Source organism: Lewinella sp. (genome assembly GCF_050633125.1).
GTDB lineage: Bacteria > Bacteroidota > Bacteroidia > Chitinophagales > Saprospiraceae > Lewinella.
In genome coordinates this window covers 1-13,209 of sequence record NZ_JBOEFX010000080.1, presented here as the reverse complement: position 1 = coordinate 13,209, position 13,209 = coordinate 1, and the positions used below count along the sequence as shown (strand labels likewise).

The window sequence follows — 13,209 nt, the reverse complement described above, 5'->3', positions numbered from 1 at the left end:
GGTTATCTGTCAATACCCAATAGTCTATTTGGTTGATTATTTCTACATCGTTGTTGAAAATAATCCAGTAGGGGTTGAAAAGGCAAATTACACCACATACGAGGCCTTGCTAAACTTGTTATTAATGTGAAATTTAGCCCTTGATTTTGACAACCTGAATTATCTTTTATGAAGTACATTCTGGCATTTATATTTCTTTTCTCAACGCTAATTGGTTTTACTCAAACCAATACTACATGGGACTTACAGCAATGTATAGCCTATGCCAAAGAGAATAACATTACGGTCAAGCAAGCTGCGCTAAACAGCAGCGTGGCGGCAGCCAATCTTGAACGGGCAGAAAACCAACGTTACCCTGACCTTACGGGTGGTGCCTCTATAGGCTTCACCAATGGTACGAGTATTGACCCCATTACCAGTGAATACGTCAATCAACAGATCAGCTCCTCCAACTTCAGCTTAAACTCTCAAGTCAGTTTGTATAGTGGGGGGCAATTGAAAACACAAATTTCACAAAACCAGTTGCTGCTTACGCAAAACGAGCTGTACAAAGCAGAAGCACAGAACGAGATTGTATTGAGTGTCACAGAGGCCTACTTGCAAATCCTCTACTTGAAAGAGAACATTGCCATTGCGGAATACAACCTGGCGACCTCTACGCAGCAGCTTGCCCAAGCCCAAGCCCGCTATGACCTGGGGGACCTCGCGGCGCAGGATGTCGCCGATCTCCGTGCCCAAAATGCTAATGATTCCTATCAACTCGTTGCTGCAACCAACTCCTTTAAGCAACAAGTATTGGTATTGAAACAACTCCTTGAACTAGAACCTCAAACCAATTTTGCTGTAGATACCACGAGTACGCTACTTGGAGTTGAATTGGTGCTCCCTGATCTTATTACCGTCTATCAAACAGCAAAATCACAGTTGCCACAAGTAAAAGCAGGAGAACTAGATGTACAAATCAGTCAGCTTGATTTAGCAATAGCAAAAGCAGGATACAAACCCACCTTATCCGCCAACGCAAGGCTATATACCGGCCAAACCAGCACTCGCGACATCAATTATTTTGAACAGTTGAACGGCAACTTTAATCAACAGATAGGGCTATCACTCAGTGTTCCAATTTTTGATCGCAAGCAGACTTCGACACAGGTGCAAACGGCACTCATTGGCATTCAAAAAGCCCAATTAGCCCAAAGCACCATTGATAAAACACTTTATCGCACGATAGAGACGGCCTGGCAAAGTGCATCATCTTCACTACTGGAAGCCAATGCGGCCCAAGTCGTATCAGAAGCTTCAAAAACTGCTTATGATCAAGCCCGGCAGCAATATGACTTAGGTGACATCAGTGCTACTGATGTACTGATCAGTAAAAACAACTACATCAACGCAGAACAGCAGTATCTACAGGCAAGGTATTCCAGTATCCTGTACTACAACCTATTACAGTTTTACCTCGGTAATGAGCTCAAAATTTAACTTTAGCAGCATGACAAACAGACGAATAAAAAGCATAGGGTTAATCCTCCTTATTGGACTGGCCGCTGGAGGCTACCTCTTCTTTAACCAACAAGAGACAGCAGCTACTATTACGACAGAAACCGTCCTGGTTGGCAAAGGAGATATTGCTGAAACCATAACAGCAACGGGCACCGTAGAGCCCATTACTCAGATTGAGGTAGGCACCCAGGTATCTGGGGTGGTAGAAAAAGTGTATGTTGACTACAACTCGACCGTCAAAAAAGGGCAGCTTATCGCCGAATTAGACAAAACGAATTTGAGTGCTGCTGTAGCCGAGGCCAAAACGAATTTAGCAATCGCTCAAAATGAGTTGGATTACTTGCAAACGCTTGCTGATCGTAAGGAAGCTTTATTTAGCAACAACAATGGATCAAAGGCTGATTATGAGGAAGCCATGTACAAGCTAGAAGCGGCACAAGGCAACCTTTCGCAACGAAAAATTGAACTATCAAGAGCACAAACCAACCTGGGCTACGCCAACATTTACTCTCCTATTGCAGGGGTGGTCTTGTCTAAAGGTGTCAACGTAGGTCAAACAGTCGCTGCCAGTTTCAGTACACCTACGCTCTTTACGATAGCCCAAGATTTGAGTAAAATGCAGGTAGAAGCCGATGTTGACGAGGCCGACGTGGGTAATGTTCAACCAGGGCAAAGGGTCGCATTTACCGTCGATGCCTTTACAGATGAAGTTTTTAATGGTATCGTTACTCAACTACGGCTGAACCCTACCGTTACATCCAATGTCGTCACTTATACGGTGGTCATTAAGGCCGACAACCCCGACCTCAAATTGCTACCGGGCCTCACTGCTACAGTGACTATTTATACTTATGAAAACAATGATGTTCTAACTCTTTCTGCGCGAGCAATCAATTTTGAACCCGATAAGGAATTACTAAAGCAATACCATGCTCAATTCCTTCCTTCTACTCCGGATGAAGGCCGTCCCAACCCGATGCCCGTTAATAGCCCACAACAACAAGCTGGGAATGAAAAAACAGTATGGGTAAAAAAAGGCAATCAACTGGTACCAATAACAATAACAGTTGGCCAAAGTGATGGCATCAAAGTCGAAGTATTATCAGGGTTAGAAGCCGGAGACGAAGTGGTAGCCAACCTAAAAGTGAGTGAAGTACCCGTAGTTGTGAGCAAGGACGGTAGCCCTAGCAGTCCATTTATGCCAACGCCTCCAGGAGGAAAGAGAAGATAGCCCTTGTTAGCGAATTAAAATAAACAGAACATGCAAAAGACGATCATCGATATTACCGACCTAAGTCGGGATTTTGTCCTCGGTGCCGAAGTGGTGAGGGCATTACGCGGCGTCTCGTTGACGATAAAGGAAGGTGAGTTTGTCTCTATCATGGGAACAAGTGGTTCTGGCAAATCCACCTTACTAAACATCCTCGGCTGCCTGGATCAAGCGAGTGCTGGCAGCTACAAAATAGACGGAGTGGTTGTCAAAAACCTTAACCGTAATGCCTTGGCAAAAATCAGGAACGAGAAAATTGGCTTCATCTTCCAGTCCTACAACTTGCTGGCACGCACCACCGCTATCGAAAATGTAGAACTTCCCTTGATGTACAACCCTCAAAGCAACAGTGTACAACGTAAACAGCGGGCTATTGATGCCTTGAATTTAGTAGGCTTAGCTGACCGATTGAAGCACACCCCCAACCAACTTTCAGGGGGCCAACAACAACGGGTGGCTATTGCTCGTGCCTTAGTTAATGATCCCGTTGTGATTCTCGCAGATGAAGCTACAGGTAACCTTGACACCAGAACCTCCTATGAAATCCTGGCGCTATTTCAAAAGCTCAACAAGGAGGGGAAGACCATCATTTTCGTTACCCACGAGCCCGACATTGCTACTTTCACTCAACGTACAATTGTTCTTAAAGACGGTCGCATCATCAAGGATCAAATCAATGATCAAGTTGCCAATGCGCAAAAAGCACTAGACCTTTTACCCAAAGAAGTAGACGCATGAGAATACTGAATCTCTTTAAAATCGCCTGGAAAGCTATCCTCCTAAACAAGGTGAGAGCATTCCTGACCATGCTGGGCATCATCATCGGTGTAGCCTCCGTTATTGCTATGCTTGCCATCGGCGAAGGTTCTAAGCAGAGTATTGAATCGTCCATTTCCAGTATGGGCGCTAACATGCTTACGATCCGGCCTGGAGCAGGCATGAGAGGAGGGGTGAGAATGGACCCCGCCGAAATGCAATCACTCACCTTGGAGGATGTTGATGCACTAAACACACAATCTTCCTTGATCACAAACGTATCCCCTGTTTGCCAAGGTAGCGGACAAGCAATCTTTGGCGCAAACAATAGCCCAACGACCATTTACGGGGTGAGCCCCGAATACTTAGATGTACGTGTTCTGGAAGTAAAAAGTGGAAGCGGGTTTACTGATGAAGCCGTAAAAAAAGCATCCAAAGTAGCGATCATAGGGCAAACCCTGGTCGATAATCTATTTACGGAAGGAGAAGACCCCGTTGGTCAAACCATTCGCTTTAATAGAATTCCGCTCAAGATTATCGGCGTACTCAGCGAAAAGGGGGAAAATACCTTTGGCCAAGATCAAGACGACCTTATCCTCTCTCCCTATACTGCTGTACAAAAAAGAATCCTGGCTATTGATCACCTCCAATCTATTGTGGCTTCATCAACCAGTGAAGATGATGCACCAGCAGCTGTGGAAGAGATCACTTCCATTTTGCGAACAACTCATGACATTCGTAACAATGAGGAAAATGACTTCAGTGTTTTCTCTCAGGAAGAGCTCATCTCTACCTTTAGTGCCACCAGCGAAATGTTGACCGTACTCTTGGTTGCGATTGCCGGCATCTCCCTCTTTGTTGGGGGTATCGGTATCATGAATATCATGTACGTATCAGTAAAGGAACGTACCCGCGAGATTGGTTTGCGTATGGCTGTAGGTGGTAGAGGAATAGATATCTTGCTTCAGTTTTTGATCGAGTCTATTTTTCTCAGCATTACCGGAGGGTTCATTGGCGTGCTATTAGGAATAGGCACCACTCAATTAGTCTCTAATCTACTGAACTGGCCCGTAAGTGTTACGATTTCCTCTATTCTGGTTTCCTTTACCGTCTGTGCATTTACAGGTATCTTCTTTGGTTGGTATCCTGCTAAAAAAGCTGCTGCGATGGACCCTATTACAGCTTTACGGTATGAATAAAAATACAACGCTTTGTTTTACACTTTGACATACATCAATGCTTCCCGTGCAAAGTTCTCCAATTTCTCCCATGTTTCTCTTTATTTAGCATAAGCCCCCGAGGAGTAGGTCAATTCATAGCTATGTGTATAGATCTCAAAAACAATCCCGAAAGGATCTTCCACGTAGCACATTTTAAAAGGCTTGTCATTTGGGTAATATTCCCTGACAGGCATTCTTTGCTTCCCCCCATAAGCTACAATCTTATCAATTAACTCCTCTATATTTGGGTCTTGCACGCAGAAGTGAAAAAGGCCCGTATTGAAAGGATTAAATTCAGGCGCTTCTTTAATTCCGTTAGGGAACGAAAATAACTCCACACCAATACCGTCCGAGGTCGCGAGGTGTGCAATTTCAAATTCTTCCCAATTCTCGCCAAAAACGTCAATACACATTTGCCCTATAGCCGTGTCTTTTTCTTTTTTCACAGTCGATGGCTCCATAATAACATACCACCCCATTACTTCTGAATAGAACTTTACTGCTTCTTTTATACGAGGGACCGTAATTCCAATGTGTGAAAAAGATTTCGGATAATTCTTATTTGTTGTCATCTACAATAATTTAGAATGTAAAAATAAGCTATATTGCTACCAATGACAATAACTTACCAAAAAGTTACATAGTTACCAAAAAGAGTTAATTACTGACAATCAACAACTTAAACAACAATTTTTGAATAAAAACATCACTTGTTCATTAAATTACACCATGAGCCTAATAGGTACTAAATGGAAGCCTCTGATATTATTCCATCTACTAGAAGGCCCTCTACGGTCTGGAGTCTTACAGAAAAAAGTTCCCGCAATTTCTAATAAAATGTTCACGAAATCAGTGAGAGAATTAGAAAAAGACGGGCTCATTTCTAGAAAAATTTTCCCCGTTGTTCCTCCTAAGGTAGAGTATAAACTAAGTGCGAGAGGAAAGTCTCTAGAGCATATTTTAAGGAGTATGGATAGATGGGGCTTAGAAGATCTATCTGAAATCAAGTAATCCTCGTGGATATCACAGTAGTGTTCATTTCCAACGTCTGCCCATCATTCGCATGCTGAAAATGAATGATTAACAATCTCTCCTCTTCACACCTAAGGGGCACGAAGTAGCTCGCATCGCTCTACTCCTCCCTTGCATCAAGACTCAACTGGAAGTTCAAGATGAGGGTATTCGCTTGACCTATTCTGAAAAGAGTTGATTTTTGGATTTTGGATTACACCATCTTGTATTTCAATAGCGCGCCGGATGGTTTCACTTTCTTGCCATTTTTCGCCTCCCCCCATGATGATTGGCAAGTAAGGTGTCAGGCTATTAGATATTTCCCAAGTGGCAGCGTTCCAGAGGTAGGAAGGTGTATGGTCTACTGCATAATAAAACACTTTGCCGGCCTTAAACATCGGCACCTCAAAATCGGTGGGTTTAGCAAATGAAAAGCCCATTCCTTCGTCGCAGCTGATATCCACAATTACACAACCTGGCTTGAGGCGATCATTTTGATCTTCGGGTACCAGCATCACGGGGTTGTCGGTATCCTGTAGCATACCATTTACGATGATATCTGCATCAACCAATTCTTCCACAAAGGGGCGGGATTCATGTTCTGGATGTAGGGTCATCAGGCTCCCCTCCTCATTTTGATCAAACTGAAGATAGTTGACACCGGCCATTTGGTCGGCAACAAGGAAATAATGCCGTTGAGTAAACACAGTAATCTCTTGAACCCCTCGGGCCTGCAATGCACGTATAGCTCCTCTACTTACTGAACCGAAACTAATCACAACGGCTTTTCTATTCGGGCCGTAGTTTCCATCGATCCCCATCAGATTCATTGCATGGTGCACACCGGCGTACCCTGCTATTTCATTGTTATTTTGAAAGATGTGCATTTGCCAATCTCCATGGGCCGACCAGCGGTGCATCGCCTCCCATGCAATAAGGGTCAACTTTCGGTCAATAGCTGTTTGTGTAATCCTTCTTTGCTGTACACAATGTGGCCACCCCCAGTGGATGGTGCCATCTTTCATATCATCAAAATCGCCTTGTACGGGTTTAGCCAATAAAGCGACTTCACAATGCTGGAAAAGCTCAGACCTAGTAAGCACACCACCACTCACCTTGGCAAGTTCGACATCGCTCATTCCGAATGGCAAGCCATATCCTTCTTCAAAAAGCAGGTGATCCCTGATCTCCTCGTCTATCCAGCCCAATTGATCAGGGTGGATGGGCACTCGTTTTTCTTGCTTTTTTCTAGAAGTTCCGAAAACACCGACAGTAAGTAGACTCATTAATTTTTTGTTTTTGGGTTAGTTTATGTTCAACATGCGCTTACCCAATTAGGAAGTGGCTTAAGATAAGAAAAAGAGCTTGTTCGTAAATTTTGCGAACAAGCTCTCGTACTTCCTGGTCCTCAATAAGGAATTGATGCTAAAATATGTTCAATTGCCTTTAATCGGGCACTGGGCTTTTTATTGGCATCAATGATCGTCCAAGGGGCGTGTTTGGTATTGGTTACCTCAAACATTTTCTCTTTGTAGGAGGTATATTCATTCCACAACGCTTGGGCTTTTTCATCAACAGAAGACATCTTCCATCGCTTCAAAGGACTATTCTTGATGTCTCTAAAGCGTTTTGCTTGCTCCTTCTTTGATATTGAAAAGTAAAATTTGATCAGGTAGGTGTCAGACTGGATGAGCATTTCCTCGAAGCTGTTGACCTGAGACATGAAGATTTCATATTCTCTGTCTGTACAAAAGTTATTTACGGGCTCTACCACTGCTCGATTATACCAGCTCCTATCAAAGAAAACTATTTCCCCAGGTTTTGGCAACTGATTGATATACCGTTGAAAAAACCATTGATTTCTTTCGTCGCTAGTAGGAATATTTAAAGCAACGATTTTAAAATGCCTGGGGTTGATATATTCCGTAATCCGCCGTATTGCTCCGCCTTTTCCCGCAGCGTCTCTTCCTTCAAAGAGAATAACAACTTTCTTATTTTCCTTTATTACCCAATTCTGAAGCTTTATCAATTCCTCTTGATTCTTCTTTAGGTCATGGATATATTTCACCTCTTCCAAAACTTTGGGGATACTAACTTTCTTGTTTTTTAAAAGTGTATGTAAACCTACTTTAGAATTAAGGAGCGTAAGTTCTTCTTTTGTTAAATTCATCTTGCTTCTTTTGATCCTCTGGTGTGTCCTTTTGTGTTTAGAATTCATCGTGAACCACAAAAAAACGTCAGAGTAGGTTCTTTTTAAATATCGATTTGAATAGCACTTCTATGATACCTCATGATCACATTGGGATCGGGTAAAAGCGGTATTTTAGACTCCCCTTTTCCTTCATAATCAAACTGTGACAACACATACCTCATACTTTCCAGCCTTGCCTGCTTTTTGTCATTCGTTTTTACGATGATCCATGGGCTAAAATTAGTATGCGTTTTGCTAAACATCTGTTCTTTGAAGTGCGTGTATTTGTCCCACAGCTCTTGCCCTTTCACATCTACCGGACTAAATTTCCATTGCTTCAAGGGGTTACTCAATCGAGCATCGAACCTCTTTTTTTGTTCATCTTTAGAAATAGAGAACCAGAACTTGATGATTTTCAAGTTATCTTCATAAAGCAAGTGCTCAAATTCAGGTACTTGCATAATAAACTGTTCATATTGTTCTGGGGTACAGAAATCCATAACCGGCTCTACAACGGCTCGGTTGTACCAGCTTCTGTCGAAAAACACAATCTCACCAGGATTAGGCAACGCTTTTATGTACCGCCGAAAGTACCATTGCCCTCTTTCAACCTCTGTTGGTTTCGTCAATGCTACTACTCTTGATGTTCGGGGATTCAAGTGCTCCTTAAATCGTTTTATGGAGCCTCCTTTTCCCGCAGCATCTCTACCTTCAAATATTACGGCAACCCTCATTCCCTTCTGTGCGATCCATTTCTGAAGGTTGACAAATTCTGCTTGCAGCATTACAAGCTCTGCTTCATATTGTAATTTGTTCAGTGTTTTAGCAATTGAAATATCATTCTTTTCTGCTATCTCAATTAAGTCATCCCTCGTTTTTACTTTTTTCAAATGCTCTGCAGTAAAATCCATTGTATAAAGTCGGTTTTATTAAAAAATATCCTCCACCTGCTTATTGTCAGTTTGTCATTGACGACACAGGCCCCACGAGTGAAGACTTGTTAAGAACACAAAGCCCATTTCTATTGGTTTCCGTAATGGTTCTTGACGTATACAAAGCAAATAAAACCTGTAGGTATCCCTAGTGACTATCGTCATGTAGGTAGATGACTATCGTCAATTTAATGCAGGTGACAACACTGATATCGGCAAGCTCTTGTTCGCTTTATTTCTCTGGGATAGAAACGTTCTGCAACAATAGCAATCCATCAAAGTGTTTAGACAGGTTCACCGAATTAGAATTACTCAGATCAACAAACGTATCATTGGTTACTATTTTCTGATATAGCCACTCGGCTCCAATTGTTAGCTGTTTGGGAATATGCAAGTAGCTAACCTCAACATTCAATGCCTCAATGATATGTTTTATATCCAACTGCTCTGCTGCTGCTGCTGCTGTCATCTTATTTTCATCGCCGTAGTTTCCTAAATAACTTCCTGATTTTGCATAGACGCCTATGCTATACATTTGGTTGGGGTACTTTCGAAGTAAGAATTCGCCCATTACTTCTTCCTTTCCATTATGTTTAGAAATATGAAAATTATGCCCAATCACGATGATTTTTTGGTTGGGGTAAATGTTTTCTGCCAGCCAAATCACATTTTCAGCCATTAATGAATCTCTAGCCGCCCATCTTTTGTTCCAGTCGTTCCCTTCCTTAAAGTCGAGCATATAGGTCAGGAACCTTATTCGGTTTTGAACCGTTTTCAATGCCAGCAAAAATTTCTTGACAGAGGTCATTGCTTCAACCTCAAGGAGAGCAGCATAAAGTTGGTCGTAATCAGCTATTAATTCGTTGGCCTTTAAGCGTATTGAATCATGGTAGCTTACTCTCCTATTGGAAAGCAATGATTTCAATTGTCCAAATCTATCTTCGAGACTATAGAATAGGATAGTGTCAATATTGGAAGTTTCTGCAATCCCATCAAGAGTACGCTCAAATGACCTTCCGCTTCTTTGGACATCAAACCCTGCCATAGAGAGCTTCCTTTCTTTGATGAGTTCCATCAGCTGTTCGAACTCTTTGGTTCTCCATCCGCCTAGCAGGCCATAGGTCATCTGTTTTGGAGAAAGTATGTCTTTGTTAAAATCGGGGTCTATGAGTTCACCAATGCCAGATTCAAACAGCAGTACATCGAAGCTGCAACTGTCATTTAAGTATGCTATCAGTTTATTTCGCAATAGAAATACTTCTCTGGAACCATGATTAAACTCTCCGATGAGCACAAATCTTTTATCCGCAATTTCAGCCTTGATTTGCTCAAACCCATCAAGCAACTCACTACCCGACAAATCGACGGAGTATTGATCTAAAAACGCACGTTGATCAGTCGAAAGGACCTGCCCATTGATATTGCTGCTTACCAGGATTAATAATATGGCGATCAGTTTTAGGGGTAGGGTCATGGTTTTGGGGGTTGTTTGTGCTACTTATTTACAATATCTCTCAAATATACTTATTTGACCTTCGAGCCTATCGTCGCCTCGCTTTTTCAATCCTTCTAATGCATCTCTAAAATAAATGCAACCAATCTCGACTTCATTATGTAATCTAATTAAAACAATGCCTTTATACATTAACAAATCAGGGTCGTTATGCTCTAACTCTAGACCTGAATCTATATCTATCATTGCTTTCGCCCCTTCGTTTCCCACCATATAGATAAACGCTCTATTCTTGTATGCCCATAATATTTCCTCATTCAATTCGATGGCCTTACTAGCATTACTGAATGCCTTTTCATAATCACCTGCATTACAATACACTGTACTTAAATTAGCGTAAGCATATGCTTTATCCTCATCGCTAACCTCCATTTTCATTACATGAAATAATTCTTCAAGTGCCCAATCCCATTTTTTCATTCCTATATATGCTGCACTCTTGTTTATATATGCGGGAGGATAATTTGAGTTCAATTCAATTGCTCTATCGCAGAGCATGATAGCTTTATTAAAATCTCCTATTTTATGATACAACAATCCTTTATCTGAATAATACATCGGTTCATAAGGATCTAAATCAATTGCTTTATCATAAAACTTAACGGCATTATCATAATCCCTCAGTCGGAAATAAGCCTTTGCAACAAAGGCCAATCCTTTAGGGCTATCCTCATATTCTTCAGGAGCAGCATTATATAGGTCTATTATTTCTTCATAATGCCTTGCTTCAAATAAGTTTTCAATGTAAGTAGATTGATCTGTACAAGCACTTACCATTAAATAGAACAGCAAAAACATTATTGACCTCAGCATACTTATATCAAGTAGGAGTTTTTTTTGAGAGTTGGGGTATTTTAGATCACTTGAAATCACTCAATCACTATTCTTTTATTAAGTCCCACTTCAATGATTTTGCGCAAAGTTTTATAGCCTATATCTGATCTACTGTTTTCAATCTTACTAATATAGGATTTTGATGTACCTACCTTCTGAGCAAGTTCCTCTTGGGTTATACCAGCTGATATTCTTGCTTTTTTCAATTCTCGCCCTAGCTGGTATGCACTGTCTCTTTCTTTATCTATTTCACTATTTTCATATAATACAATCGGGTCCAAATCCAGCTCCACTTCAAATTCCATACCATTTGAAAGACGGCTTACTTTTTTTATATCAGGCCAAGTAAGTGTCGCGTTTTTAATGATTACATTTTTCACTTTATCTTCATCGTAAAGGTTTCTCAAAATGCTATCTGACTTTAGCTCTTTGCTATCTAAAAATTTTGCAATATCAATGACTCTATACTCACCGTTACTGAATACGCAGTATATTTCAAAGCCTTTAACTTCGTTAATTTTGAGAAGGTGAATTATATTTTTCATAAATATCCTGTTGTATTTTAATCATTTAGATCATTCCAGATTTCCATCAATATTTCTTTATTTTCATTTGCCCAACTCAATATTTCCTTCTTCTTATTCCTAGGCAAATCACCTTCTAATATTTCGGTAGTCTCGATGTTAATAATAGCCTTATACTCTGCTATAGCGGTATGAAAATGTGGTGGTGCATGATCTTGAAAAAACAGTTGGATTTTAACCCCATTAATAGTGAAAAATGTCGGCATGTAGTTATCTAATTAGATAACAAAAATACCGTAAGTATAGTTCATATACAAGTCAATCTCCAGTCTATTGGATATTTTCCTAGAAAGAACAAGATCATATCCCCCCTACAAAATCTAGAAAGACCTTCTTATGAAGTTCAAGATCCAAGTTAGGCGAAATGGCTACGCGGGCGATATAATCCTTGTCGCCTTCTTTGGTTGTTCCTTGGGTAGAGGTAGCAGGAATGGTCCAGTAGCATCCTTTTAGCTGGCCATAGCTTACGCAGTACTTGCTTTCGTGAGGGATTTCGTTAATCATCAAATTGATCAACTTTAGATTCAAAGCTCTTTTGTAGGCTTCTTTTTCTTCCTCCGTATTCCCTTTTGTGGGTAGGTCTAAGGAAAAAACGGATGGTGTAAATCCTTCTTTTGCCAATTCTTCTGAAACAAAATTGATCTTCGCTGTTGGCAAAGCTTCCTTGATGAAGTTTACAAATTCACGCGTATTTTCATAAGCAGCTCGTATCCTTTGATTCATGGACGGCAACTGCTGCGCTAATATTTCAATCTGAAGGTCGGTGGCCTCATTATCGCAAAGCCTTAGATGCTGGTCTATCTTTTCCATCAGGGCTTTGCCCTTTTTATTTGCGACACAGTAGCCAGCGGTACACTTGCCTCCACTTGGAAATTTCGATCCACTCACGTAGGAAATAGTCCTGATCGTTGAGAATCTTCCATCTTCTCTTAAAAATTGTACGTTGGGGCAAAACGTTTGATCTAGAATAAAAACCGGATCAATAGCTACTTCACCACTTTGGGTTTTACGAACAGCACTTAAAACATCCCTTAACTTTATAAGATCCGGAACTTCAACCCTGGGGTTTGTAGGGATTTCCGCAATGATATAAGGGACTGCATCGTCATGAGCTACCTGGTTTAAAACAATGTCGATGCTTTGTACCATATCATGATCCCCATCAACGGGTAAATCCAACACTTCTACATTATCAATACAAGCAGCAACTCGCCTTGCTTGGTCATTAGTTCCACCATAACAGTTGGGTGGAACAATAATCTTGATGGCCTTCCCCTGATGTTTTTCCAGAGCATCATGCACCAAGCCCATCATAATCGCATACTGGATCGATAGCCCGCTAGACCCCACTAATGGCGCTGTCTTGACACCTGTAATCTCTTTAATGGAAGCTAA

General features: G+C 41.3%; 13 protein-coding genes and 1 pseudogene. 5 read left to right on the top strand and 9 right to left on the bottom strand.

Annotated features, from left to right (window positions below; genetic code table 11):
- The first annotated feature begins 168 nt into the window (after nt 1-168).
- The 4 genes from ACRBG0_RS17545 to ACRBG0_RS17530 are packed head-to-tail and all read left to right on the top strand — an operon-like array spanning nt 169 to nt 4,728.
- Nucleotides 169-1,482: a TolC family protein gene (locus ACRBG0_RS17545; RefSeq protein ID WP_431488163.1), complete on the top strand. Its 1,314-nt coding sequence runs from the start codon at nt 169-171 to the stop codon at nt 1,480-1,482.
- 10 nt (nt 1,483-1,492) lie between these two features.
- Nucleotides 1,493-2,734 (top strand): efflux RND transporter periplasmic adaptor subunit, encoded by a 1,242-nt coding sequence (locus tag ACRBG0_RS17540; protein WP_431488162.1) that lies wholly within the window; start codon nt 1,493-1,495, stop codon nt 2,732-2,734.
- Between the two features lie 30 nt (nt 2,735-2,764).
- Complete coding sequence (locus ACRBG0_RS17535; RefSeq protein WP_431488161.1) at nt 2,765-3,511, top strand: ABC transporter ATP-binding protein; 747 nt, start codon at nt 2,765-2,767, stop codon at nt 3,509-3,511.
- Nucleotides 3,508-4,728, top strand: a complete 1,221-nt coding sequence (locus ACRBG0_RS17530; RefSeq protein WP_431488160.1) for an ABC transporter permease — start codon at nt 3,508-3,510, stop codon at nt 4,726-4,728. Before ACRBG0_RS17535 ends, ACRBG0_RS17530 begins: the two co-directional genes overlap by 4 nt.
- Nucleotides 4,729-4,808: 80 nt before the next feature.
- Here the strand turns inward: ACRBG0_RS17530 and ACRBG0_RS17525 are convergent, their stop codons facing one another.
- Entirely contained in the window at nt 4,809-5,321 is a 513-nt protein-coding gene (locus ACRBG0_RS17525; RefSeq protein ID WP_431488159.1) for a VOC family protein, read from the bottom strand.
- Nucleotides 5,322-5,478: 157 nt separating this feature from the next.
- Here ACRBG0_RS17525 and ACRBG0_RS17520 point away from each other — a divergent pair, with 157 nt between their 5' ends.
- On the top strand, nt 5,479-5,760 hold the full coding sequence (locus ACRBG0_RS17520; protein WP_431488196.1) for a winged helix-turn-helix transcriptional regulator: 282 nt from the start codon (nt 5,479-5,481) through the stop codon (nt 5,758-5,760).
- Nucleotides 5,761-5,897: 137 nt separating this feature from the next.
- Here ACRBG0_RS17520 and ACRBG0_RS17515 read toward each other — a convergent pair whose 3' ends face one another.
- The 8 genes and pseudogenes from ACRBG0_RS17515 to ACRBG0_RS17480 all read right to left on the bottom strand — a co-directional run.
- The gene (locus ACRBG0_RS17515; RefSeq protein ID WP_431488158.1) at nt 5,898-7,046 is read right to left on the bottom strand and encodes a N(5)-(carboxyethyl)ornithine synthase; all 1,149 of its coding nucleotides are present in this window, start codon (nt 7,044-7,046) and stop codon (nt 5,898-5,900) included.
- A gap of 122 nt (nt 7,047-7,168) precedes the next feature.
- Entirely contained in the window at nt 7,169-7,930 is a 762-nt protein-coding gene (gene ppk2, locus ACRBG0_RS17510; protein WP_431488157.1) for a polyphosphate kinase 2, read from the bottom strand.
- Between the two features lie 83 nt (nt 7,931-8,013).
- Nucleotides 8,014-8,862 carry a polyphosphate kinase 2 gene (gene ppk2 / locus ACRBG0_RS17505; RefSeq protein ID WP_431488156.1) on the bottom strand — a complete coding sequence of 283 codons (849 nt, stop codon included), beginning with the start codon at nt 8,860-8,862 and terminating at the stop codon, nt 8,014-8,016.
- Between the two features lie 253 nt (nt 8,863-9,115).
- Nucleotides 9,116-10,357, bottom strand: a complete 1,242-nt coding sequence (locus ACRBG0_RS17500) for an erythromycin esterase family protein (RefSeq protein WP_431488155.1) — start codon at nt 10,355-10,357, stop codon at nt 9,116-9,118.
- Nucleotides 10,358-10,381: 24 nt separating this feature from the next.
- Nucleotides 10,382-11,269: a tetratricopeptide repeat protein gene (locus ACRBG0_RS17495; RefSeq protein ID WP_431488154.1), complete on the bottom strand. Its 888-nt coding sequence runs from the start codon at nt 11,267-11,269 to the stop codon at nt 10,382-10,384.
- Nucleotides 11,266-11,775 carry a helix-turn-helix domain-containing protein gene (locus ACRBG0_RS17490; protein WP_431488153.1) on the bottom strand — a complete coding sequence of 170 codons (510 nt, stop codon included), beginning with the start codon at nt 11,773-11,775 and terminating at the stop codon, nt 11,266-11,268. Before ACRBG0_RS17490 ends, ACRBG0_RS17495 begins: the two co-directional genes overlap by 4 nt.
- Nucleotides 11,776-11,792: 17 nt before the next feature.
- Nucleotides 11,793-12,020: a DUF4160 domain-containing protein gene (locus ACRBG0_RS17485; RefSeq protein ID WP_431488152.1), complete on the bottom strand. Its 228-nt coding sequence runs from the start codon at nt 12,018-12,020 to the stop codon at nt 11,793-11,795.
- A gap of 94 nt (nt 12,021-12,114) precedes the next feature.
- Nucleotides 12,115-13,209: pseudogene (locus ACRBG0_RS17480) on the bottom strand (cystathionine beta-synthase); the annotation flags it as partial.